Source organism: Pseudomonas sp. F007 (assembly GCF_057814275.1).
In genome coordinates, this window is sequence record NZ_JBVATA010000006.1 from 250,530 (window position 1) to 274,490 (window position 23,961).

Annotated in this window: 22 protein-coding genes; 4 read left to right on the forward strand and 18 right to left on the reverse strand. The window is 62.7% G+C overall.

Features of this window, described 5'->3' with window-relative positions; all coding sequences use genetic code 11:
* Positions 1 to 33 precede the first annotated feature (33 nt).
* The 3 genes from tsaB to ppc form a co-directional block, all read right to left on the reverse strand.
* Positions 34 to 708: a tRNA (adenosine(37)-N6)-threonylcarbamoyltransferase complex dimerization subunit type 1 TsaB gene (tsaB, locus tag ACZYR5_RS16590; protein ID WP_489090181.1), complete on the reverse strand. Its 675-nt coding sequence runs from the start codon at positions 706 to 708 to the stop codon at positions 34 to 36.
* Between the two features lie 92 nt (positions 709 to 800).
* On the reverse strand, positions 801 to 1,448 hold the full coding sequence (gene adk / locus ACZYR5_RS16595) for an adenylate kinase (RefSeq protein ID WP_489090182.1): 648 nt from the start codon (positions 1,446 to 1,448) through the stop codon (positions 801 to 803).
* A gap of 288 nt (positions 1,449 to 1,736) precedes the next feature.
* The gene (ppc, locus tag ACZYR5_RS16600; protein WP_489090183.1) at positions 1,737 to 4,367 is read right to left on the reverse strand and encodes a phosphoenolpyruvate carboxylase; all 2,631 of its coding nucleotides are present in this window, start codon (positions 4,365 to 4,367) and stop codon (positions 1,737 to 1,739) included.
* Between the two features lie 205 nt (positions 4,368 to 4,572).
* Between ppc and ACZYR5_RS16605 the strand changes: the two genes are divergently transcribed.
* From ACZYR5_RS16605 to lptF, 3 genes are all read left to right on the forward strand, one after another.
* Positions 4,573 to 4,917 carry a pilin assembly protein gene (locus ACZYR5_RS16605; protein WP_489090184.1) on the forward strand — a complete coding sequence of 115 codons (345 nt, stop codon included), beginning with the start codon at positions 4,573 to 4,575 and terminating at the stop codon, positions 4,915 to 4,917.
* A 263-nt stretch (positions 4,918 to 5,180) separates the two neighbouring features.
* Positions 5,181 to 5,594, forward strand: coding sequence for a DUF4398 domain-containing protein (locus ACZYR5_RS16610; protein WP_489090185.1), 414 nt, complete (start codon positions 5,181 to 5,183; stop codon positions 5,592 to 5,594).
* A 53-nt stretch (positions 5,595 to 5,647) separates the two neighbouring features.
* Positions 5,648 to 6,439, forward strand: coding sequence for a lipotoxin F family OmpA-related lipoprotein LptF (gene lptF / locus ACZYR5_RS16615; protein ID WP_489090186.1), 792 nt, complete (start codon positions 5,648 to 5,650; stop codon positions 6,437 to 6,439).
* A gap of 81 nt (positions 6,440 to 6,520) precedes the next feature.
* Here lptF and ACZYR5_RS16620 read toward each other — a convergent pair whose 3' ends face one another.
* The 15 genes from ACZYR5_RS16620 to ACZYR5_RS16690 all read right to left on the reverse strand — a co-directional run bounded on the left by ACZYR5_RS16620 (position 6,521) and on the right by ACZYR5_RS16690 (position 22,799).
* Positions 6,521 to 6,850 carry a PA3694 family proteiin gene (locus ACZYR5_RS16620; protein WP_027619083.1) on the reverse strand — a complete coding sequence of 110 codons (330 nt, stop codon included), beginning with the start codon at positions 6,848 to 6,850 and terminating at the stop codon, positions 6,521 to 6,523.
* Entirely contained in the window at positions 6,847 to 7,761 is a 915-nt protein-coding gene (locus tag ACZYR5_RS16625) for an alpha/beta hydrolase (RefSeq protein WP_489090187.1), read from the reverse strand. Before ACZYR5_RS16625 ends, ACZYR5_RS16620 begins: the two co-directional genes overlap by 4 nt.
* Positions 7,762 to 7,919: 158 nt before the next feature.
* Positions 7,920 to 9,197: a flavohemoglobin expression-modulating QEGLA motif protein gene (locus ACZYR5_RS16630; RefSeq protein WP_489090188.1), complete on the reverse strand. Its 1,278-nt coding sequence runs from the start codon at positions 9,195 to 9,197 to the stop codon at positions 7,920 to 7,922.
* Between the two features lie 46 nt (positions 9,198 to 9,243).
* The gene (locus tag ACZYR5_RS16635; RefSeq protein ID WP_489090189.1) at positions 9,244 to 9,786 is read right to left on the reverse strand and encodes a hypothetical protein; all 543 of its coding nucleotides are present in this window, start codon (positions 9,784 to 9,786) and stop codon (positions 9,244 to 9,246) included.
* A 26-nt stretch (positions 9,787 to 9,812) separates the two neighbouring features.
* Positions 9,813 to 10,529, reverse strand: a complete 717-nt coding sequence (locus tag ACZYR5_RS16640) for a TetR/AcrR family transcriptional regulator (protein ID WP_489090190.1) — start codon at positions 10,527 to 10,529, stop codon at positions 9,813 to 9,815.
* A 98-nt stretch (positions 10,530 to 10,627) separates the two neighbouring features.
* Positions 10,628 to 12,130: a lysine--tRNA ligase gene (lysS, locus tag ACZYR5_RS16645; RefSeq protein WP_489090191.1), complete on the reverse strand. Its 1,503-nt coding sequence runs from the start codon at positions 12,128 to 12,130 to the stop codon at positions 10,628 to 10,630.
* Positions 12,131 to 12,224: 94 nt separating this feature from the next.
* Positions 12,225 to 13,320, reverse strand: a protein-coding gene (gene prfB / locus ACZYR5_RS16650) for a peptide chain release factor 2 (protein ID WP_489090192.1) whose coding sequence is annotated in 2 segments (ribosomal slippage) — positions 12,225 to 13,247 and positions 13,249 to 13,320 — 1,095 coding nt in all. Because the reading frame shifts where the segments join, the coding sequence is not laid out codon by codon here.
* Positions 13,321 to 13,427: 107 nt separating this feature from the next.
* Positions 13,428 to 14,429: a diguanylate cyclase domain-containing protein gene (locus tag ACZYR5_RS16655; RefSeq protein WP_489090193.1), complete on the reverse strand. Its 1,002-nt coding sequence runs from the start codon at positions 14,427 to 14,429 to the stop codon at positions 13,428 to 13,430.
* Between the two features lie 48 nt (positions 14,430 to 14,477).
* Positions 14,478 to 15,488 (reverse strand): chemotaxis response regulator protein-glutamate methylesterase, encoded by a 1,011-nt coding sequence (locus ACZYR5_RS16660; RefSeq protein ID WP_489090194.1) that lies wholly within the window; start codon positions 15,486 to 15,488, stop codon positions 14,478 to 14,480.
* On the reverse strand, positions 15,485 to 17,773 hold the full coding sequence (locus tag ACZYR5_RS16665; protein ID WP_489090195.1) for a hybrid sensor histidine kinase/response regulator: 2,289 nt from the start codon (positions 17,771 to 17,773) through the stop codon (positions 15,485 to 15,487). Before ACZYR5_RS16665 ends, ACZYR5_RS16660 begins: the two co-directional genes overlap by 4 nt.
* Entirely contained in the window at positions 17,770 to 18,453 is a 684-nt protein-coding gene (locus ACZYR5_RS16670; protein ID WP_489090196.1) for a chemotaxis protein CheW, read from the reverse strand. Before ACZYR5_RS16670 ends, ACZYR5_RS16665 begins: the two co-directional genes overlap by 4 nt.
* Positions 18,450 to 19,718: a CheR family methyltransferase gene (locus tag ACZYR5_RS16675; protein ID WP_489090197.1), complete on the reverse strand. Its 1,269-nt coding sequence runs from the start codon at positions 19,716 to 19,718 to the stop codon at positions 18,450 to 18,452. Before ACZYR5_RS16675 ends, ACZYR5_RS16670 begins: the two co-directional genes overlap by 4 nt.
* Positions 19,715 to 20,251 carry a chemotaxis protein CheW gene (locus ACZYR5_RS16680; RefSeq protein WP_489090198.1) on the reverse strand — a complete coding sequence of 179 codons (537 nt, stop codon included), beginning with the start codon at positions 20,249 to 20,251 and terminating at the stop codon, positions 19,715 to 19,717. Before ACZYR5_RS16680 ends, ACZYR5_RS16675 begins: the two co-directional genes overlap by 4 nt.
* Positions 20,251 to 21,873 carry a methyl-accepting chemotaxis protein gene (locus tag ACZYR5_RS16685; protein WP_489090199.1) on the reverse strand — a complete coding sequence of 541 codons (1,623 nt, stop codon included), beginning with the start codon at positions 21,871 to 21,873 and terminating at the stop codon, positions 20,251 to 20,253. Before ACZYR5_RS16685 ends, ACZYR5_RS16680 begins: the two co-directional genes overlap by 1 nt.
* 233 nt (positions 21,874 to 22,106) lie before the next feature.
* Positions 22,107 to 22,799 (reverse strand): tellurite resistance TerB family protein, encoded by a 693-nt coding sequence (locus ACZYR5_RS16690; RefSeq protein ID WP_489090200.1) that lies wholly within the window; start codon positions 22,797 to 22,799, stop codon positions 22,107 to 22,109.
* A gap of 197 nt (positions 22,800 to 22,996) precedes the next feature.
* On the opposite strand from ACZYR5_RS16690, the gene ACZYR5_RS16695 reads away from it, so the two are divergent.
* The gene (locus tag ACZYR5_RS16695) at positions 22,997 to 23,911 is read left to right on the forward strand and encodes a LysR family transcriptional regulator (RefSeq protein ID WP_166588604.1); all 915 of its coding nucleotides are present in this window, start codon (positions 22,997 to 22,999) and stop codon (positions 23,909 to 23,911) included.
* Positions 23,912 to 23,961: the final 50 nt, after the last annotated feature.

Genomic DNA, 23,961 nt, shown 5'->3' on the forward strand with positions numbered 1-23,961 from the left:
GCTCGCTCCTACAGGGTTTGTGTATATCGGTGTTCACCGCGCCTTCGGCGTCGCCACTTTATCGCGCAGGTAAACCGGCTGCGCCTGATCGGCGGCAACGGCTTCGCCGCGCTCCCAGGCGAACCGAGCAAGGCTCAGCAAGTCCTCGGCGTGGGGCAACATGCCCGCGTCCTGGCCGCTGAGACTCACCGCAATGCGCTCACCGTAGCCCCAGCCGGTGCCCGCGCCGAACCACTCACCCGAGGCATCGGCCGGCAAGGCCGCGACTTCCGGCGGCAATACCGCTTCAACCCCCACCAGGCGCATTTCGCCGGCGGTCTCGCGGTAGCAACCCCAATAGACTTCGTCCATCCGCGCATCGATGGCCGCGGCCACCTGCGTCGCGCCATGCTCGCGTAATGCACGTTGCGCCAGCACCGCCAGGTTGGACACCGGCAACACCGGACGATCGAGGGCAAACGCCAGGCCCTGGACCACGCCAATGGCAATCCGCACACCGGTGAAGGCGCCCGGGCCACGGCCGAAGGCGATGGCATCGACGGCCTGCAAGGTGGTGCCGGCGTCCGCCAGCAACTGCTGGATCATCGGCAGCAGCTTCTGCGCATGCAGGCGCGGGATCACCTCGTAATGGCTCGTCACTTTGCCGTCATGCAGCAAGGCAACGGAGCAAGCTTCAGTCGCGGTGTCCAGGGCCAGCAAGGTGCTCATCGATGTTTCCGTCAGGCAGTAGAAAAAAGTTCGTCAGTATAAACAACAACGGCCCGCAAGCGGGCCGTTGACGACAAAGCAAATCAGCTTTCTCAGCTCAGCGCTTCCAGCACTTTGCCAGTGATGGCTTCAACCGAGCCAACGCCTGCAATGTGGCTGTACTTCGGCTTGCCCTGGTCAGCCGACAGCTTCTGGTAGAAGTCCACCAGCGGCTTGGTCTGCGAGTGGTAGACCGACAGGCGATGACGCACGGTTTCTTCGGTGTCGTCCTTGCGCTGCACCAGCTCTTCGCCAGTGATGTCGTCCTTGCCAGCCAGCTTTGGCGGGTTGTAGACGGTGTGGTACACGCGGCCGCTGGCTTCGTGAACACGGCGACCGGCGATGCGCTGGACGATTTCTTCATCGTCTACAGCGATCTCGACCACGTGATCCAGCTCGACGCCTTCAGTGACCAGGGCTTCAGCCTGGGGAATGGTGCGCGGGAAACCGTCGAACAGGAAACCGTTGACGCAGTCCGGCTGAGCGATACGGTCCTTGACCAGGGCGATGATCAGGTCATCGGAAACCAGGCCACCGGCATCCATGATGCCCTTGGCCTTGATGCCCAGCTCGGTGCCAGCCTTGACCGCCGCACGCAGCATGTCGCCGGTGGAGATCTGTGGAATGGCGAATTTTTCGGTGATGAACTTGGCCTGAGTACCTTTACCGGCTCCGGGAGCTCCCAGCAGAATGACGCGCATCGATGTGCTCCTCAATTTCTTATTTATAAACAATCGGATTCGCCGCGAAGGGCCAATCCTGGAATAGGGTTGTGGGCCGCCCAAACGGCCAAAGGCTGATCAAGATACACAGCAGGCACGACCCACACAAGCCGCCGAAAGTCGGAAGAACCCGCGTCTGTGGTGCCGTTGCGACGAGGTTTTCCAAGTCGCAACCCCATAACAAAGTGTCGCCTGGCCATCGTCAACAACCCTCCCCCCTTGCCCTTAAAAGGGCCGACAGCGCTCATTGACGACGGCGCAAACGCCTCAGCCGGTATTACGCAAACCGGCAGCAATTCCCGCCACAGACACCAGCAACGCCTGTTCCACCGGGCTGCCCTGTGCCACTTCCTGCTGCCGCGAACGCGCCAGCAACTCGGCCTGCAATAGATGCAGAGGGTCCAGGTAGGTGTTGCGCAAGCGGATGAACTCGAGGGTAGCCGGGCTGTGGGCAAGTAGCTGCGACTGGCCGGTCAGGCCCAGCACCACCGCGCAGGCCTGCGACAATAGGTCGCGTAAATGCGCACCCAATGGCAGCAGATCGGCCTCGACCAGACGCTCGTCGTACGACCGGGCGATGTCCGCATCGGCCTTGGCCAGCACCATCTCGAGCATGTCGATGCGGGTGCGGAAGAACGGCCATTGCTCGCGCATCTGCGCCAACAGCTCGCCCTCGCCGCGCGCCAGGGCATTGCTCAGTGCTGCCTCCCAACCGAGCCAGGCCGGCAACATCAGGCGCGTCTGGGTCCAGCCGAAGATCCACGGGATCGCCCGCAGGCTTTCGATCCCCCCGGCGCGGCGCTTGGCCGGCCGGCTGCCCAGCGGCAGGCGCCCGAGCTCCTGCTCGGGGGTGGACTGGCGGAAGTACTCGACGAACTGCGGATTCTCGCGCACCACCGCGCGATAGGCGCTGACGCCATCCGCCGCCAGTTCGTCCATCAGATGCCGCCACTCGGGGGTTGGCGGTGGCGGAGGCAACAGCGTCGCTTCCAGCACCGCGGCCAGATACAGGTTGAGGTTCTGTTCGGCGATGTCCGGCAGGCCGAACTTGAAGCGAATCATCTCGCCCTGCTCGGTGGTGCGGAAGCGCCCGGCCACCGAACCCGGTGGCTGCGAGAGGATGGCCGCGTGAGCCGGGCCACCACCACGCCCCACGGTGCCGCCGCGACCGTGGAACAACAACAGTTCGACCTGCTGCTCGCGGCAGATGTCCACCAGCCGCTCCTGCGCGCGATACTGCGCCCAGGCGGCCGCCGTCGTGCCGGCGTCCTTGGCCGAATCGGAGTAGCCAATCATCACTTCCTGCGGACCGTGCAGCCGCGCGCGATAACCCGGCAACAGCAACAGCTTCTCGATCACCGGCCCGGCGTTGTCGAGGTCGGCCAGGGTTTCGAACAGCGGCACCACGCGCATCGGCCGCAGCACCCCGGACTCCTTGAGCAGCAGTTGCACCGCCAGCACATCGGAGGCGGCACCGGCCATCGAGATCACATAGGAGCCCAGCGAAGCCCCCGGTGCTGCAGCCACTTCACGACAGGTCGCAAGGACTTCGGCGGTATCGGCCGAAGGCTTGAAGTGCGTCGGCAACAACGGCCGGCGGTTGTTCAACTCGTCCATCAGGAAGCGAATGCGCGCGTCCTCGTCCCAGTCCTCGTAGCGACCGAGGCCGAGATAGTCGGTGATTTCAGTCATCGCCGAGGCATGGCGCGAGGCGTCCTGACGCACGTCCAGGCGCACGAGGAACAGGCCGAAGGTCACCGCGCGGCGCAGGCAATCGAGCAAGGGACCATCGGCAATCACGCCCATGCCGCACTCATGCAGCGACTGGTAGCACAGCTCCAGCGGGTCCAGCAGTTCACGGTTGTTGTGCAGCACTTGCGCCGGCGCCGCCGTCGTTGTGGTCAGCGAGGCCTGGGCCCATTGGCGGGTCGCGCGCAGGCGGTCGCGCAGTTGCTTGAGCACCGTGCGGTAAGGTTCGGCGCTGTCGCCGGCCTGGGCGCGCAATGCCGCACTGGCCTGTTGCATCGACAGGTCGGCGGCCAATTGATCGACGTCGCGCAGGTACAGGTCCGCCGCCATCCAGCGCGCCAGCAACAGCACTTCACGGGTCACGGCGGCGGTGACGTTGGGGTTGCCGTCACGGTCGCCGCCCATCCACGAGGCGAAACGAATCGGCGCGGCTTCCAGCGGCAGACGCAGGCCAGTGGCGGCCTGCAGCGCCTGATCGGCCTTGCGCAGGTAATTGGGAATCGCCTGCCACAGCGAGTGTTCGATCACCGCGAAGCCCCACTTGGCTTCATCCACCGGGGTGGGTCGGGTGCGGCGGATTTCTTCAGTGTGCCAGGCCTCGGCGATCAGCCGCTGCAAGCGCTGCTGGATCTGTTCACGCTCGGCGCTGGTGAGGTCGCGGTGATCTTGCGCGGCCAGTTGTGCCGCGATCGCGTCGTACTTCTGGATCAGCGTGCGGCGCGCCACTTCGGTGGGGTGCGCGGTGAGCACCAGCTCGATTTCCAGGCGTCCCAACTGTCGCGCCAGCGCTTCGGCGCCATGGCCTTCGGCACGCAGCCGGGCCAGCAGTTCGGGCAACACCCGCGCCTCGAACGGTGCCGGTTGCGACTCGTCGCGGCGATGAATCAACTGGTACTGCTCGGCAATATTCGCCAGGTTGAGGAACTGATTGAACGCCCGCGCCACGGGCAGCAGCTCGTCTTCGCTCAGCTGGTTGAGGCTGGCACTCAGCTCGGCGTCCATCGAGCCCCTGCGGTCAGCCTTGGCACCCTTGCGAATCTGCTCGATCTTGTCGAGAAATCCTTCCCCGTACTGCTCGCGAATGGTGTTGCCCAACAGCTCACCCAAGAGGTGAACATCTTCGCGCAAGCGTGCATCAATATCGGTCATCAGCAGTTCTCCAGCGAATGGCGGTCAGCTCTGAAGCGAACCCCAAGAGTGCCGCCCGCAGCCGGTTCTTACAAGCAGGCGACGAACTGACAGTAAACCTTCGCGGTTACGACTAGTCTCATAAGTAAGCCGCACAAAGGCTTGCACCGGCCACGGCCGGACATTCATCTCAGCCTGTCACGAGCAGGTGCCTATTGAGGTCATTATGAAAATCCGTGAACTGGCCCAGCATTGGGAAGAAACCGCCAAAGGCCGCTTGACCAAGACCGGCTACACCATCCACCTCGACGTCGAAGCCGCCGCTCGCCTGGCTGCCCTTAGCGACATGTACCCCAAACGCCATCCCGAAGAACTGCTGGGCGAATTGATCGGTGCGGCGCTCGAGGAGCTTGAAGCGAGCTTCCCGTACATCAAGGGCCAGCAGGTCATTGCCACCGACGAAGAAGGCGATCCGCTGTACGAAGATGTCGGTCCTACCCCGCGTTTCCTGACCTTGTCACGCCAGCATTTACGCGATTTGTCCGCCGAAGCCGGCAAGCAGAAACACTGATCCTAGCTCGCTGCGCCCTTCCCCCCGAACAGCAGATTTCCCGGGCCTTCACAGGCTCGGGAATTCGGCTGTGCGCCTCTCAGACAACGCCCGCAAGCCCTGACCCAGGCGTCCATTTTTTTTACAACAACCGTCAATTTTTCTGAACTTTGAAAAAAAGCCTCGGGTCCATCCTGTAACCATCGCTGGAACTGCCGTCTCAAAACCGGCTTCACCCACGCTCCGCCCCCAGGATGGATTTGACGATTTTCAGGAGTTATCCAATGGAGTTGACGACCATGAAATCCCACACTGCCACCCGCACCCCCACCCTCCCGCGCGGTCTGAAACTGGCTGCCCTGGCCCTCGGTTGCAGCTTCGTGCTGGCCGGATGTGCCGGCAACCTGCCGACCGAGCAGTACGCCGTGACTGAATCAGCGGTCAAGAGTGCCGTGAGCGCCGGAGGCACCGAGTTTGCCGCCGTGGAAATGAAGTCCGCCCAGGACAAGCTCAAGCAAGCCGAGTTGGCCATGCATGACAAGCAATATGACCAGGCGCGGATGTACGCCGAACAGGCCGAGTGGGATGCCCGCGTCGCCGAACGCAAAGCCCAGGCCGCGAAAGCCGAACAAGCAGTCAAGGACTCTCAGCAAGGCGTCCAGGAACTGCGTCAGGAAAGCCAGCGCACCGTGCAGTAAAAGCTGCCCCCTACGCCCTGAGCCCCGCGAATAGATAGAAAGGACGAATTCATATGCGCAAACAACTGATGATCCCAGCCCTCTTGGCCGCCAGCGTTGCCCTCGCGGCCTGCTCGACTCCACCCAACGCCAACCTGGAACAGGCCCGCGTCAACTACTCGGCACTGCAGGCCGATCCGCAGGCAAGCAAGGTTGCGGCCCTGGAAACCAAGGAAGCCAGCGACTACATGGACAAGGCCGACAATGCCTTCCGCGAGCGCGAAGACACGGCGAAGGTCGACCAATTGGCCTACCTGACCAACCAGCGCGTCGAAGTGGCCAAGCAGACCATCGCCCTGCGCACCGCCGAAGCCGAGTTGAAAAATTCCTCGGCCAAACGTGCCCAGGCCCGCCTCGACGCCCGTGACACGCAGATCAAACAGCTGCAGGCCAGCCTCAACGCCAAGCAGACCGACCGCGGCACCCTGGTGACTTTCGGCGACGTGCTGTTCGCCACCGACAAGGCCGAGTTGAAATCCAGCGGCCTGGTCAACGTCAACACCCTGGCGCGCTATCTGGAGCAGAATCCGGACCGCAAAGTGATTGTCGAAGGCTACACCGACAGCACCGGCACCGCCTCGCACAACCAGTCGCTGTCGGAACGTCGCGCCAACTCGGTACGCATGGCCCTGGTAAAAATGGGCGTCGACCCGGCGCGCATCGTCGCCCAGGGCTACGGCAAGGAATACCCGGTCGCCGACAACGGCAGTGCCTCGGGCCGGGCAATGAACCGTCGGGTGGAAGTCACCGTTTCCAATGACAACCAGCCCGTGATGCCACGTTCGGCCGTCAGCGCCGTCAACTAAAAGCGCCATCGCAGTCGAACAAAAGCCCCGCCTGATCGAATCAGGCGGGGCTTTTTTCTGCGCGCGCAGTGCGGCTTGGGCTTACGGCTCAAGCTGCTGCGGCGTTTCCTGGCCCATGCAGCGCACGGCCTGCTTCTTGTTGTTGACCAGCACACCGGTCAGGCCCTTCTGCTCGGTGTCGAACATCACCAGCACGCCATCGATGCACTGCGCCACTTGCGCGGCCGGTTGCAGGGAGATCTTGTAGTCTTCGCCCGGCACGGTCTTGAGCATGGTGAAGTCGCTGAGCAGCAAGGCGTCTTCCGGCTTGGCAAAGTGCAGGTAGCCGTACCACCACAGGGCGCCCACGGTGCCGAGGATGGTGCAGATACCGGTGATGATCAGCGGGATGGCGTTACGTTCTTCACTCATTGCGGGCTCTCTTGCGGTTCAACTTCAGAATGACGGGGTGCCGGGTAATTGGGGATTTCGCCGAGCCGGCGCACCCCGTTGAAATGTTCTGGATCGTCCAGCCAACGCAGCATGACGGTGCGCCAGACCGGGTCGGCGAAGGTCTGCACATGACCGCCTCGGGTCAGTTGCAGGACTTTGGGCGGCGGCGCAGCTTGATACAGTCGGATGCCATTGGAAAGAGGCACGATCGGGTCATCGATGCTGTGGTAGATCAATTTCGGCACTTGATTGATCTTTGGCATCGCGTAAATGGCACTGTCGGCGTCCGGCACCAGCCAGGACAACGGCACCTGCAGCGGCCAGGTCAGCCATGACGTGCTCAAGGCAAACTGGCCGACTGCGCGGTAGCTGGCGGGTACGCCATCGAGCACCAGCGCCTTGAGCCCGGCCTGACGCTGCGGGCGTTCGGCCAGATAATGCAGGGCCATGGCCCCACCCAGACTCTGGCCCAGCACGATCAGGGGTTTGCCCTTGACCTCGGGCGCCTGGTCCAGCCAGTTGAACGCGGCGTCGATGTCGAGATAGACCTCCGGCAGGCTCGGCTTACCTTCGGAGAGGCCGTATCCGCGGTAGTCCAGCAGTAACACTTGGTAACCTTCTTTCGGCAACCAATGGCTACCTCCCAGGTGCATCGGCAGATTCCCGCCGTTGCCGTGCAGGTGCAGCACCGTACCCTTGACCGCTACACCCGGCTTCGCCGGCAGCCACCAGGCGTGCAGGCGGACACCGTCGGCGGTGATCAGGGTGATGTCGCGAAATTCGAGATCGGCCTTGGCCGGGGTGAACAACTGACCGGGTTCGGGGTAGAACAGCAGGGAGCTGCAGCCGGTCAGGGACAGGAGAAGGCAGATGACGCCGAGGATTCGCATCCTTTGAAACCTCGCAGATGAATGGAAAAAAGGTAATGCACACCCCTTGTGGGAGCCAGCCTGCTGGCGATGGCGGTGTATCAGACAACAGGGATGTTGGATATTGCACCGCCATCGCCAGCAGGCTGGCTCCCACAAAGTGCAGATCTCATCGGTTCCTACAGAATGTTCGAATAATCCGCCTCGATCCTGTCCAGGCTCAGGTGATTGAGGAAGTTGGAGAAACACATCCACGCCGACAGCGCGTTCATGTCGCGGAACTGCGCCGGCAGGTATTTCGGTGGTTCCACCAGGCCTTCATCGACCAGCTGGCGCAAGGTGCGCATGTCTTCCAGGGTCGTCTTGCCGCAGAACAGCAACGGAATCTGCTCGAGCTTGCCTTTGCGCACGGCCAACTGAATGTAGTTGTAAACCATGATGAAGCCCTTGAGATAGGACAAGTCTTTGGTAAATGGCAGGCCATTGGGCACCGAACCGCGGAACACCCGGCTGGCGTTGCCGTAGCTTTCGGCCATCTCGAAGCCCTGCTCGCGGAAGAATTCGTAGATCTGCAGGAAGTCCGCGCCCTCCTCGACCATATGGATGGCACGGGTGCGGTTGGTCAATTTGCGCAGGCGACTCGGGTAGGAGGCGAAGGTGATGATTTCCATCAGGATCGCCAGGCCTTCCTGGGTCACGGTCGACGACGGCGGCCCCTTGGCCAGGAAGGTGCAGATCGGCTGGCTCAGGCCGTTGAGGGTGGTGCCGACATGCACCAGCCCTTCATGCACTTCCAGGGCGCGCACGTCGCGGTCGTTGAACATCGCGTCGGCGCGGATCTTGATGTAGTCGGCGCCCGCCGCCGCATCGGCGACGATACCGTCGGACTCGAACACCCGAATGGTTTCCTCGGCCTCGCCAAACACCTTGTTCAGGCGGGTTTGCAGCAGGTGTACGGCTTCCTTGGCGTTGAGGGTTTTCGGTTCGTCCTTGAGATCGCCGCGGCCATCGATGTTGTTCAGGTAATCGGACATCATCAGGCCCAGGTCGGCCAGGGTCGGGTCGCCAGCGTGGAAGGCATCGGAGGCCGCGCCGTAGAGTTCCTGGGAGATCAGGCCGAAATCCTCGGTGCCCCGGGCTTCGAGCATGCGCACCACCATGCGGTACTCCTTGCACATGCGCCGCATGATCTGCCCGACCGGGTTGAACTGGCCGAGCTGGCGGGTGATGTCACGCTCGATGTTCTGGAACTCCAGCTTCACTTTGCTCGAGTCGAAAGACAGCGGCCGATTGAGGTAATAGTCGCGGTCCACCGCCGGCATCTCCTTGCCCTTGGCCTTGAGGAAGCCCTTGCGGATGGTGTCGTCCCACTTCACCGCATCGAGGACACGGATCGGCGCCTGCGCCAGCACTATGCGATCAGACAGGGTACGTATCGTCTGCTGGTAATCGTCCACCGGTAACTCCCTTGTTCAAGCCTGACGTACTGCGTTGAGTGAATATTCAGCGCCGCTGGTAGCGGGCGGCCTCGACAAAGACATCGGAGTTGGCCGGGTCATCGAGGTAGGCGAACACCTGGTCCATGCTGCTGTTGACCAGCACGCCATCGCCTTCCTCGGTGGTAAAGGGCTCACCCTGCAGCCGCTGCTGCCCGAGGGCCTGGCGGATCTGGTCGAGGTCGAGATGATAGATCACCAGTTCCTGGCGATCGTCGAGATCGAAGCCGGCGATGGTGAAATGGCCGCCGAACTGGGCCGGGACCTTGGCCGACAGGTACCAGCGGTTGCCATGGCGCGACACGGTGAAGGGGTAGGCTTCGCGCTCCTTGGGCCGTGCCTTGAAATAGCTCACCGCCTGATAACGATCCGGACCGACGCGGGTCAGTTCCAGATTCTGCGCTTCGCCCCAGGCGTTCTTGCTGGTCCATTTGCCCAGCAACCCGGCCGGAGCGGCTTCACTGGCGGGCAACGGCTCCTTGAAGGAAACCAGGCAGCCGCCCAGCAGCGAAAAGGCCAGGAAGATCACCATGACGCGCCAATACTTCATCCACCACTCCCGTTCACTGCCTGGGGCTACACCGAGGCCAGCACCAGATGCATGTACCGGGTGAGGATAGCGAGTGTTTCCTCTTCCGTTTGCGGCTGGGCCTCGTTGAGCAAGCCTTGATATTCCATCCGTCCGATTATAGCCGTCAACACTTTGGCATCCTGCTCCGGCTGCGCCGAGCCCAGCACCTCGAACAACTGGAAGGTGCCATGCAGGAGAATCTGCTGGTGGGAGCGCACCAGCAATGCCAGGCGCGGATTGAGCAGGGCTTCCTGGCGAAAGGCCTGCTCGGCCATCAGGTGCTCGCGACGATTGACCAGTTGCCGGTGCACATAATCGGCGGTGAACCGCGCAATATCGTCAGCCACTCGCGAACGCGATTCGGGGCTGCCATCACTGCTGACCACCAACTCGCGCAATAACCCTTCGTGGTTGGCCCACAACTTGGCCATGTACGCGGCACTGCGCTCCACGTACTGGGCAAAGGTATCGGTGAGCAGGTCGTCGATGTCCTTGAAATAGTAGGTGGTCGCCGACAGCGGCACCTCGGCTTCGGCCGCCACGGCGCGGTGGCGCACCGCGCGCACACCGTCGCGCACGACTATCCGCATCGCGGCGTCGAGAATCTCCTGGCGACGCTGTTCACTGCCCTGTCGGCTGGCCTTGCGGCCCTGGTACTGAACGCTTTCGGCGACCGCCGTGGCGACCCCCGCTGCTCCTTCTTGAGCATTTGCACGATTCACCGGTCTTACCTCGCAGTTGGAAGCAATAAGTTGATACGTTTGTTCCATTCAGGCAATAAAAAGCCGCCTGAAGTAGGCGGCTTTTTAAATTCCAGCACTTACGCTTGCGGTCGCATGTGCGGGAACAGGATCACATCGCGGATCGACGGCGAGTTGGTCAGCAACATCACCAGGCGATCGATACCGATACCCTCGCCCGCCGTTGGCGGCATGCCGTATTCGAGCGCGCGGACGAAGTCGGCGTCGTAGTGCATGGCCTCGTCGTCGCCGGCGTCCTTGTCAGCCACCTGGGCCATGAAGCGCTCGGCCTGGTCTTCCGCGTCGTTCAACTCGGAGTAGGCGTTGGCGATTTCGCGACCACCGATGAACAGCTCGAAACGGTCGGTGACGTTCGGGTTGTCGTCGTTGCGACGAGCCAGCGGCGACACTTCGAACGGGTACTGGGTAATGAAGTGCGGCTGTTCCAGCTTGTGCTCGACCAGCTCTTCGAAAATCATCACCTGCAGCTTGCCCAGGCCTTCGAAGCCCAGCACCTTGGCGCCGGCTTTCTTGGCGATGTCGCGGGCCTTGTCGATGTCGTTCAGGTCGTCGGCGGTCAACTCAGGGTTGTACTTGAGGATCGAGTCGAAGACCGACAGACGCGCGAACGGCTCGCCGAAGTGGAACACCTTGTCGCCGTACGGCACGTCGGTGCTGCCCAGCACCAGCTGCGCCAGTTCACGGAACAGTTCTTCGGTCAGGTCCATGTTGTCTTCGTAGTCGGCGTAGGCCTGGTAGAACTCCAACATGGTGAATTCTGGGTTGTGACGAGTCGAAACGCCTTCGTTACGGAAGTTGCGGTTGATCTCGAACACTTTTTCAAACCCGCCAACCACCAGGCGCTTGAGGTACAGCTCAGGCGCGATACGCAGGAACATTTCCATGTCCAGCGCGTTGTGGTGGGTCTCGAACGGCTTGGCTGCGGCGCCGCCCGGGATGGTCTGCAGCATCGGCGTTTCGACTTCGAGGAAGTCGCGCTTCATCAGGAAGCTGCGGATGTGCGCGATCACTTGCGAACGCACGCGGAAGGTCTGGCGCACGTCTTCGTTGACGATCAGGTCAACGTAGCGCTGGCGATAGCGCTGTTCGGTGTCGGTCAGGCCGTGGTGCTTGTCCGGCAGTGGGCGCAGGGATTTGGTCAGCAGGCGCACGCTGGTCATTTCAACGTACAGGTCGCCCTTGCCCGAACGAGCCAGGGTGCCTTCGGCGGCAATGATGTCGCCCAGGTCCCAGGTTTTCACCTCGGCCAGGGTTTCTTCCGGCAGGGTCTTGCGGTTGACGTAGACCTGAATGCGCCCGGTCATGTCCTGGATCACCATGAACGAGCCACGGTTGAGCATGATGCGACCGGCAACCTTGACCGGGATTGCAGCCTCTGCGAGCTCTTCCTTGGTCTTGTCCGCGTACTGTTTCTGCAGGACATCGCAGTAGTTGTCGCGGCGGAAGTCGTTCGGGAAGGCATTGCCCTTGGCGCGCTCGGCAGCAAGCTTTTCCTTGCGCAGGGCGATCAGGGTGTTTTCTTCCTGTTGCAGGGCTTGCGGGTCGAGTTCTAGGTCGCTCATGTCTTTAGGTATTCCATCTGGTTCGTTGCCCCCGGCCTGCGGCCGGGGATCGCCGGCAAGCCGGCTCCTACAGGGATAGCAGTGCGTCAGTCAGTTACAGCCCGGACTTCAGGCTGGCTTCCAGGTATTCGTCGATGTCGCCGTCGAGCACCTTGTCGCAGTCGCTGCGTTCGATGTTGGTGCGCAGATCCTTGATCCGCGAGGCATCCAGTACATAGGAACGAATCTGGTGACCCCAGCCGATATCGGACTTGGTGTCTTCCAGCGCTTGCGAGGCGGCGTTGCGTTTCTGCATTTCCTGCTCGTACAACTTGGCCCGCAGCATTTTCATGGCGGTGTCCTTGTTGGCGTGCTGGGAACGTTCGTTCTGGCAGCTGACCACGGTGTTGGTCGGTACGTGGGTGATACGTACGGCCGAGTCGGTGGTGTTTACGTGCTGACCACCGGCACCGGAGGAACGATAGGTGTCGATCCGCAGGTCTGCCGGGTTGATTTCGATTTCCACCTTGTCGTCGATCTCGGGCGAGACGAATACCGCGGAAAACGAGGTGTGGCGACGGTTGCCGGAGTCGAACGGGCTCTTGCGCACCAGGCGATGCACGCCGATCTCGGTACGCAGCCAGCCAAAGGCGTACTCGCCCTTGATGTGCACGGTGGCACCCTTGATCCCGGCGACTTCACCGGCCGACAGTTCCATGATGGTCGCGTCGAAGCCGCGCTTGTCGGCCCAGCGCAGGTACATGCGCAGCAGGATGTTGGCCCAGTCCTGGGCTTCGGTGCCGCCGGAACCGGCCTGGATGTCCAGGTAGGCGTTGTTCGGGTCCATTTCATGGCTGAACATGCGGCGGAATTCCAGCTTGGCCAGGCTTTCCTCGAGACGGGCCAGTTCGGCCACCACATCGTCGACGGCGCCTTCGTCGTTTTCTTCGACGGCCATGTCCAGCAGGTCACGGCAATCGGCCAGACCGGTGTTCAATTCGTCCAGGGTGTCGACGATCTGCGCCAGTGCAGAGCGCTCGCGACCCAGCTCCTGGGCGTATTCAGGTTTGTTCCAGACACTCGGATCTTCAAGCTCGCGATTGACCTCGGTCAGACGCTCATGCTTTTGATCGTAGTCAAAGATACCCCCGAATAGTTTCGGAGCGCTCGGACAGGTCCTTGATGGTGTTAAGGATCGGGTTGATTTCCATGGCGGGCAGCACTCGTTGGCGAACTTTTGAAAGCCGGCGAGTATACCGTAATCAGGCCGCCACGGCAGCCCGCCTGGCGGCTATTGCGCCACCAAAACGGCTGTTTTTTACGCAATACCGACCTGATTGCGCCCATTGTTCTTCGCCAGGTACAGCCCCTTGTCCGCCGCCGAAATCAGCTGCCGGCAATCGCTGCCCTGCTGTGGGGTGAGGGTCGACAGGCCGATGCTGATGGTCAGGCTCGCGCCCTCGGCCGGGGAAATGTGCGGAATTTTCAGTGCAGCCACGGTCTGGCGCAGTTTTTCCGCGACCAGTCGCGCGCCACCCGGCGAGGTGTTGGGCAGCACCAGGGCGAACTCTTCACCGCCATAGCGTGCCGGCAGGTCCGACGGGCGGCTGCTGGCATCACGGATGGCCGTGGCGACCTTGCGCAGGGCCTCATCGCCCTCCAGATGGCCGAAACTGTCGTTGAATGACTTGAAGTAATCGACATCGATCATCAACAGCGAGAGCTGGGTCTGGTCACGCAGCGACCTTCTCCACTCCAACTCCAGGTACTCGTCGAAGTGCCGGCGGTTCGACAGGCCGGTCAGGCCGTCGGAGTTCATCAGGCGTTGCAGCACCAGGTTAGTGTCGAGCAACTGCTGCTGGCTGACCCGCAGCGCGCGGTAGGCGGCGTCACGCTGGATCAGGGTGTTGTAGGAGCGTGAGTGGTAGCGGATCCGCGCCACCAGTTCGATATTGTCCGGCAGCTTGACCAGGTAATCGTTGGCGCCGGCGGCAAAGGCCGCGCTCTTGATCAAGGGGTCTTCCTTGGTCGACAGGACGATGATCGGGATGTCCTTGGTCGCCGGGTGATTGCGGTACTCGCGCACCAGTGTCAGGCCGTCCAGCCCCGGCATCACCAGGTCCTGGAGGATCACCGTCGGCTTGATGCGGATCGCATGGGCAATCGCCTGATGCGGATCGGCACAGAAATGGAAGTCGATGTTGTCTTCGTTCGCCAACCCACGGCGCACCGCCTCGCCGATCATCGCCTGGTCGTCGACCAGCAGGACCATCGCGGCATTTTCATCGTTCTTGAAATCGTCGAGCTGTAACTCATCCATGGGGATTCACCTGAAATACTGCCTGGCCAGTACCGCTGTGGATGTCAGTCATTGTGCAAAGATCTCCAGCAAACGTGGCGCTATTTTGTCCAGCGGGCGAATTTCCACAGCCGCATCGATGGCGGCGGCGGCCTTGGGCATGCCGTACACCGCACTGCTGTGCTGATCCTGAGCAATGGTCAGAAAGCCCTGCTGGCGCATCAATTTGAGTCCCTGGGCGCCGTCGCGCCCCATGCCGGTCAGCAGCACACCCACTGCATCACCGTTCCAGTAACTGGCCACGCTTTCAAAGAACACGTCAATCGAAGGTCGGTAGATCTCGTTGACCGGTTCGGCGGTGTAGGCCAGCGTACCGTTTTTCAATAATCGAATATGGTGATTGGTGCCCGCCAGCAGCACCGTGCCGCTTTGTGGCGGCTCACCTTCCCGCGCCAGGCGCACATTCAGGCCACTGGCACTGCTCAGCCACTCGGCCATACCGGCGGCAAACACCTGATCCACGTGCTGCACCAGCACAATGGCCGCGGAAAAATTGCGTGGCAGGCCCTTGAGCAGCACTTCCAGAGCAGCCGGCCCGCCGGCCGAGGAGCCAATGGCAACCAGGCGCTGGCGCGACGCCGAAGCGCGCAGCGGACTGGGCGTCGATCGTTCACGGCCGGTTTTTTCGCCGATCAACCAGCCGATGTTGAGAATTTTGCGCAGCAGTGGCGCGGCCGCTTCCTGGGCGTTTCCAGCACCCAGCGCCGGGGTATCGACCACATCCAGGGCGCCATGGCCCATGGCCTCGAACACCCGGTGCACGTTCTGCTGGCGATCGACCGTGACAATCACGATCGCGCATGGGGTCTCGGCCATGATCCGCCGGGTCGCCTCGACCCCGTCCATGACCGGCATGATCAGGTCCATCAAGATCAGGTCTGGCGTCAGCTCGGCACATCGCTGCACCGCTTCCAGGCCATTGCTGGCGACCCACACCACCTGATGCGCAGGTTCGAACGCCAGGGCCCGACGCAGGGCTTCCACCGCCATGGGCATGTCATTGACGATTGCGATCTTCATGCCCGTGCTCCTCCTATGAGCTCAACCACTGCATCGAGCAGGGCATCGTCATGAAAACTGGCCTTGGCTAGATAATAGTCGGCTCCGGCTTCCAGTCCACGGCGCCGGTCTTCTTCACGATCCTTGTAGGACACCACCATCACCGGCAATGACTGCAAGCGGTTGTCGCGACGCAACAGCGAGACCAGCTCGATGCCGTCCATGCGCGGCATGTCGATGTCGGTAATCAACAGGTCGAAATCCTCGGAGCGCAGGGCATTCCAGCCGTCCATGCCGTCCACGGCAACGGCCACGTCATAACCACGATTGACCAGCAATTTGCGCTGCAACTCGCGTACGGTCAGCGAATCGTCGACCACCAACACCCGCTTGCGTGCCACGTGCGCCGCCTGCTGGCTATTGCGCGCGATGCGCTCCAGGCGTCCGGTGTTGAGCAGCTTTTCCACCGAGCGCAGCATGTCTTCGACGTCGACGATCAACACCACCGAGCCGTCATCGAGCAAGGCCCCGGCGGAGATATCCTGGATCTTGCCCAGGCGCTCATCCAGCGGCAGCACCACCAGGGTGCGCTCGCCGATAAAGCGTTCGACCGCTACGCCGTACACGGCATCGCGCTCGCGAATCACCACGACCTTGAGGGTCGCGGCGCTGTTCTGGCTGGCCGGACGCTGCAACAACTGGCTGGCGGCGACCAGACCGACGTGACGCCCTTCGTGCCAGAAATGCTGGCGACCCTCGATCTGAACGATGTCCTCCGGGGCCAGGTCGCACATCCGCTCGATGTGCGCCAGGGGAAAGGCATAGGCCTCTTCGCCCACTTCCACCACCAGGCTGCGGACCACCGACAAGGTCAGCGGCACTTCCAGATGGAAACGACTGCCCTCCCCGGCCTTCTGCTCCAGCTCCACCGCGCCGCGCAACTGGCGCACCATGTGCTGCACCGCGTCAAGGCCGACCCCACGCCCGGAGACCTCGGTAACCTTGTCGCGCAGGCTGAAGCCAGGCAGGAACAGGAACGTCAGCAGCTCTTCCTCGCTCAACTGCGCTGCCGTCTCGACCGGCGACAACTGGCGCTCGACGATGCTGCGGCGAACCCGTTCCAGGTCGACGCCATTGCCGTCGTCACTCAATTCCAGCACCAGCAGGCCGGCCTGATGGGACGCGCGCAAGCGGATCAATCCCTCCGCGGGCTTGCCAGCGAGCAAGCGCTGCTCGGGCATTTCGATGCCGTGGTCGACCGCGTTGCGCAGCAAATGGGTCAACGGCGCCTCGAGCTTTTCCAGGACATCGCGATCGACCTGGGTCTTCTCGCCTTCAATCTCCAGCCGCACCTGCTTGCCCAGGCTGCGTCCGAGGTCACGGACCATCCGCGCCTGCCCGACCAGCACGTCGGCAAAGGGCCGCATGCGACAGGCCAGCGCGGTGTCATACAGCACCTGGGCACGCTGACTGGCCTGCCAGGCAAATTCGTCGAGCTCGGCGGTTTTCTCCGCCAGCACCTGCTGCGATTCGGCGAGCAAGCGTCGCGCATCCTCCAGGGCTTCCTGGGCTTCCAGGCTCAAGGTCTGCTCCTTGAGTTGCGCGTTGAGATTTTCCAACGCGCGCAGGCCGTTGCTCTGCATGCGCTTGAGGCGTTGCAGGGTCGCCAGATAAGGTTTCAGGCGCAGGGTTTCCACCAGCGACTTGCTCGACAGGTCGAGCAGGCTGTTCAGGCGCTCGGCGGTGACCCGCAGCACCCGCTCGCCACCTTCGGTGGTGCGCTTGCCCGGACGTGACGATTGCACCGAGGTCGTGATCTCCGGCTCGATCAACTCTGGAGCAGGCGGTGGTTCAAGCTGCAACTCAGCCATCGGCAGTTCGGGCAGCGGCGCGACCACGCCTGGTGCGGTCGCCGCCGGATCAAGCAGGCGCCCCATCAACGCGACATAGGCCTCGATGTGCTCGGGACCAATATCGGCGCTTCCGGGCGTGGCGATGCGCATCAGCAGATCGGTACCCTGGAGCAGCGCATCGATGTGGTCGGGGCGCAGCAACAGGCGACCTTCCTGGGCGCTGACCAGGCAATCTTCCATCACATGGGAAACGCTGACGCCGGCGTCGACCCCGACAATCCGTGCCGCGCCCTTGAGCGAGTGGGCCGCGCGCATGCAGGCTTCGAGCTGGTCGGCCAGGGTCGGATCACGCTCCAGCGCCAACAGACCGGCACTGAGCACCTGAGTCTGGGCCTCGGCCTCCAGGCTGAACAACTCCAGCAGCGAGGCGTCGCGCATTTGCTCGGGGGTCATGTCAGGCTCCGGGTCACGGCGGACAACAACTGCTCTTCATCCAGCCAACGCAAGCTGCGCCCCTTGTACGGCAATACACCTCGGGTGTACCGGGCGCCGGCCTGCTGGCCGGACTGCGAGGCGGCGTCGAGCAGGCGCTGGTCAATGGCGTGAATGCCGTCGACTTCATCCACCGGCACCACCACCGGGCCACCCTGTGCGGCAATGATCAACATGCGTGGCATCACCCGCGCGCCTGAAGCGACCGCCGTCGATGCTTCCAACCCCAGCAATTCCACCAGCGACAGGCAGGCCACCAGCGCCCCGCGCACATTCGCCACCCCCAGCAGGGCCCGCGAGCGCTGATGGGGCAACGAATGCACGGTCTGCAACGGCGCGACTTCCACCAGGCTGCGGGTACTCAATGCCAGCCACTCCTCACCCAGGCGGAACATCAACAGCGAACGCGTGGCGACCTGCACTTCGACCACCGCCGAAGAATGCCGCTCATCATCCTGCTGCAGGGCATAGCGATCCAGCAGGTACGTAGCCGCCGCGGAGTACACCGCGCAATTGCGGCAATGAATATGATCGGCCAGCAACGGGCAGGAGTGATCGCCATGGATACCGATGCGGTTCCAGCAGTCATCAATGGCCTGGGCCTCGTCGTGGGTGACGTTCAAGGAAACAGGACCGGTCATCGTTTGCGCTCACTGTCAGCGATTCGTTCGTTGCGCGCAGCGCGTTCCTGCAAGCGCCGGGCACCGGCTTCATCGCCCTGGGAGGCAAGCAGCGCGGCCAGATGCATCAGGGCTTCGGGGTGTTGCGGCTCCAGGTACAACGCCTTGCGATAAAAGCCCTGGGCCTCGAGTGCGCTGCCTGCCACATCGCTGAGCAAGCCCAGCCAGTAGAACACCTGGGCGACAGGGGCGTGGTTGCGCAGGTAAGTCTCGCAGGCGGCACGCGCTTCCAGGCTTTTGCCTTCGTTGGCCAGGGTCGCGATGCTTGCCAACAGCTGTGCGGCGTCGCTGGCCGGGGGTTTGGCAACAGCTGCCGGAGCCGTGCTGGCAAAGGGACGACTGCGTGGCGTCGGCGCCGGTGCGCGACGCACCGGCGCACTCACCGGCAAGGGCGGAGCAATGTAGACAGGCAATGGCTCGGGCAGCGGTTCGCTGTGTCGACTGAAGGCGAACGACTGAGGGATACCAATCGAACGCATGCCCAGGCGCCCCAACAGGCTGCCTTCGGCGGGGCCGATAAACAGCACGCCGTCCTCGTGGGTCAGGCGCTTGAGCACTTCGAACACTTGCTGCTGGGTCGGCTGGTCGAAGTAGATCAGCAGGTTGCGGCAGAACACGAAGTCATAGGGCGGTTCATTGGCCAGCAGGGTCGGATCCAGCAGATTGCCGACCTGCAGGCGCACCTGCTCGCGCACTCGCTGGTTGAGCAGATAACCGTCGGCCTCGGCACTGAAATGCCGTTCGCGAAAGTCGATCTGCTGCCCACGAAACGAGTTCTTGCCGTAGCGCGCACGCTTGGCCCGCTCCACCGACAGCGGGCTGACGTCCAGGCCCTCGACCTTGAACTGATGCGGTGCAAGGCCGGAATCGAGCAAGGCCATGGCGATCGAATAGGGTTCCTCGCCGGTGGAACACGGCAGGCTGAGGATGCGCAGCGCGCGCATGTTGTGCAGCTCGGCCAGGCGTTTGCTCGCCAGTTTGGCCAGGGTCGCGAACGACTCCGGATAACGAAAGAACCAGGTTTCCGGAACGATCACCGCCTCGATCAGCGCTTGCTGCTCATCAGCCGAAACCTGCAGGCGCAGCCAGTACTCATCGGCGGTCTGTATCTGTTGCGCGGCGGTGCGCTGACGCACCGCACGCTCGATGATCGCCGGCCCGACCGAGGTCACGTCGAGGCCGATGCGCGCCTTGAGAAAATCGAAGAAGCGTTGGTCGCTGCTCATGCTCGCTCCTCAAGCAGCGCCAGATCCAGCGGCGGTTCGGGAAACAGCAACCCACGCACCTGGGCATCCAGCAGATCCGCCACTCGCACCCACTGCAACAACCCTTGGGCGTCCTCGCGCACAGGCCCGAGATAGGGCGCCTGGCGGTTGTCCAGGCCATAGGGCTGGAAGTCGGCGGGGTTGCAACGCAGGGTGTCGGTGGCCTGCTCGAGAATCAAACCGAGCAAGCGCGCCGGGACGCTGTCATCCGCCCGGTAATGCACCAGCACCAGGCGGGTACTGGTGCGCGACACGGCGGCCTGGCCAAAAGTCAGCGCGGCGATATCGATCACCGGCACCACCGCGCCACGGTAGGCAAACACCCCCGCGACCCAGTGCGGCGCTCTGGCAATCGGCTTCAACGGCAGGCGCGGCAGCACCTCCGCCACCTCGATGGCTTGCAACGCATAGCGCTCACCGCCAATGCGAAACACCAGGAACAGCGACAGTTTCGGAGCCACACCTGCCCCCCGCTTGGCCACGAGTTCGCTCATCAGACTTTGAATCGCGAGACGCCGCTGCGCAGGCCGACAGCCACCTGGCTCAGTTCGTCGATGGCGAAACTGGCCTGACGCAACGACTCGACGGTCTGGCTGCTGGCATCGCCCAACTGCACCAGCGCATGGTTGATCTGCTCGGCGCCGGTGGCCTGGGCCTGCATGCCTTCGTTGACCATCAGCACCCGCGGCGCAAGCGCCTGGACCTGATGAATGATCTGCGACAGCTGCTCGCCGACCTGCTGCACCTCAGACATGCCGCGGCGCACTTCCTCCGAGAATTTGTCCATGCCCATCACCCCTGCCGAGACTGCCGACTGGATCTCGCGGACCATCTGTTCGATGTCGTACGTGGCAACGGCGGTCTGATCGGCCAGGCGTCGCACTTCGGTGGCGACCACGGCAAAGCCACGGCCGTACTCACCGGCTTTTTCCGCTTCGATGGCGGCGTTGAGCGACAGCAGGTTGGTCTGGTCGGCGACCTTGACGATGGTCACCACCACCTGGTTGATGTTGCCGGCCTTCTCGTTGAGGATCGCCAGCTTGGCATTGACCAGATCGGCGGCGCCCATCACCGAGTGCATGGTGTCTTCCATGCGCGCCAGGCCTTGCTGGCCGGAGCCGGCGAGCACCGAGGCCTGGTCGGCGGCGGTGGAGACTTCGGTCATGGTGCGCACCAGGTCGCGGGAGGTCGCGGCGATCTCCCGCGAGGTGGCGCCAATTTCCGTGGTGGTCGCCGCGGTTTCGGTGGCGGTGGCCTGCTGCTGCTTGGAAGTCGCAGCGATTTCGGTGACCGAAGTGGTGACCTGGACCGAGGAGCGCTGGGCCTGGGACACCAGTGCCGTGAGCTCGGTCATCATGTCGTTGAAGCCGGTTTCCACGGCGCCGAATTCGTCCTTGCGGTCGAGGTTCAAGCGACTGCTGAGGTCGCCGGTGCGCATGACTTCGAGGATCTTCACGATGCGGTTCATCGGCGCCATGATCGCGCGCATCAGCAGCAGACCGCAGAGTGCGGCGGCAAGCACCGCGAGCAGCAGGGAAATGCCCATGATCAGTTTTGCAGTGACAACCGCGTCATCGATGGCTGCAATGTCCCTGTCTGCCACTTTCTTGTTGTGACGCAAAATATCATTGAGCTTGACTCGACCCGCCGTCCAGGCCGGCGTCAGTTGCTCGTGGAACATCTTCAGGGCGTCAGCATTCTGATTGCGTGCATGCAAGTCGATCACGGCGGCGAGAATGCGGTGGTAGTCCTCGTGGAGCTTGCCGAAAGCGCCGTACTCAGCCCGGTCTTCGTCATCCGTCACTGTCGCCTGATACAGGTCCATCTGCTCCTGCAGGCGTGCGGCGTAACCCTTGAAATCGGCGGCATCCTGAGCACTGAAGCCCTGCCCCTCCTCCGTGCCCAGCATCTCCAGCATCCGCAGGTAACTGTCGGACCAGGCGCCGCGAATCATCGAACTGTAGAACACCCCGGGCAGTGCGTCTTCACGAACGCTGGCTTCGCTGCTTTCAATCTTCAACAGCCGCGAATACGAGACGACAACCATCAGCAGCATGATGGCGATAATTACCGCAAAGCTCGCCAAAATGCGTTGGCGCAACGTCCAGTTCTTCACAGTCAGTCCTCGGGGCCATTCAAATGGTGGGGAGTATAGCCGAGGGCGCGCGGCGTTTAAGCAGCCGTTGCGCACTGCGTCTCATCCCGAGCGAAAAGTCTGCATCCGCTCTGGGACGGCTACTTTCCGTCAGATGGGCCAAGTGCCGCCAGTGATATTTGTGTAGAAACAGACCGTGGAATGGTCATGTGCGGGGCGGCGATGGCAAGGCTGGCTCGCCATCGCCCGGGGGATCAGACCAGCGCCTGACGGACCTGCTTCTCCAGTTCGACCTTCAAGCCAGGTTCCAACTTGAGTTGGCGCGCCAGTTCGTCGAGGTAGGACTTCTCCATGAAGCTTTCCTCATCCACCAGCATCACGCTGGCGATGTACATCTCGGCAGCCATTTCCGGGGTGCTGGCGGCGCGGGCGACGTCGGCCGGATCCAGCGGCTTGTTCAGCTCGGCGTGCAGCCACTGCTGCAGTTGCTGGTCGTTGTCGAGTTTGACGAATTCGCCCTCGATCAACGCGCGCTCACGCTCATCGATATGCCCGTCCGCCTTCGCCGCCGCCACCAGCGCCTTGAGGATTGCCTGGCTGTGCTGCTCGACCTGCGCCGGCGGCAGGCGGTCGAGGGTTTGCGGCGCCGTCTGGGGTGCCGTGCCCTGCTGCGCCTGCCAGTTGCCGAAGGCCTTGTAGGCAATCACGCCCAGGGCCGCCAGCCCGCCATAGATAGCGACCTTGCCCCCAACCTTGCGCACTTTCTTGTTGCCCAGCAGCAGGCCCATGGCGCCAGCCGCCAGGGCGCCGCCACCGGCACCGGACAACAGACTGCCGAGACCGCTTTTATCCGAACTTGAAGTTTTACGCTGAACGTTGCCGGCCTTGTTCTGCAACAGGTCCTGACCGGACTTGAGTAGCTGATCGAGCAAACCACGGGTGTTCATCTATAGCCTCCAGAAAATCAGGTTCAACCGATAAATAAGGCCACCAGCCTAGATCCAAAGTGCCCAGGCCTCGTCGATGAGAGTGCTTCCAGATGTTGCCCGGCCCTTGCTACTCCTCCTTTGGTGGACTAGGGCATCGAAAAAAAAGATATACACTGAAACAAATCTATAAAAACCGCTTACCGGGTATTTTTCCCATGATGACCCTGCGTCAAATCCGCCATTTCATCGCCGTGGCCGAAACCGGCTCGATCTCGGCCGCCGCCCAGGCGGTGTACATCTCCCAGTCCACCCTGACCCTGGCCATCCAGCAACTGGAGCAGGAGATCGGGGTCAACCTGTTCAATCGCCACGCCAAGGGCATGACCCTGACCCACCAGGGCCATCAGTTCCTGCGCCAGGCGCACTTGATCCTCGCCACCGTCGACAACGCCAAGCGCAGTCTGCAGCAGAGCACCGACCAGGTCGCCGGGCAGTTGACCATTGGCGTGACCAGCCTGGTGGCCGGTTACTATCTGGCCGACCTGCTGACCCGTTTCCAGCGCGCCTACCCCAATGTGGAAATCCGCGTGATGGAGGACGAGCGCCCGTACATCGAGCATTTGCTGGTCAGCGGTGAAATCGACGTCGGGGTGCTGATCCTCTCCAACCTGGAAGATCGCCACGCCCTGCAGACCGAAGTGCTGACCCACTCGCCCCATCGCCTGTGGCTGCCGGCCCAGCACCCGTTGCTGGAACACGACAGCATCAACCTGGCCGACGTTGCCCGCGAACCGCTGATCCAGCTCAACGTCGACGAAATGGACCGCAACGCCCAGCGCATGTGGCGCGCCGCCTCCCTGCAGCCACGCATCACCTTGCGCACCGCCTCCACCGAAGCCGTGCGCAGCCTGGTGGCCGCCGGCCTGGGCGTGTCGATCCAGCCCGACATGACCTACCGCCCCTGGTCGCTGGAGGGCGACATCATCGAAGCACGCCCCATCGCCGACCTCAGCCAGACCCTCGACGTCGGCCTCGCCTGGCGTCGCGGCACCGCCCGGCCGGCGCTGGTCGACCCGTTCCTCACCGTGGCCCGCGAGCAACCGCCCGGCGGGCGCAAGCCATCTATTTAATCGAACGCTGCATTCAGTATTTAGAATTTGTCGTCCCCAGGCCCTGCCAC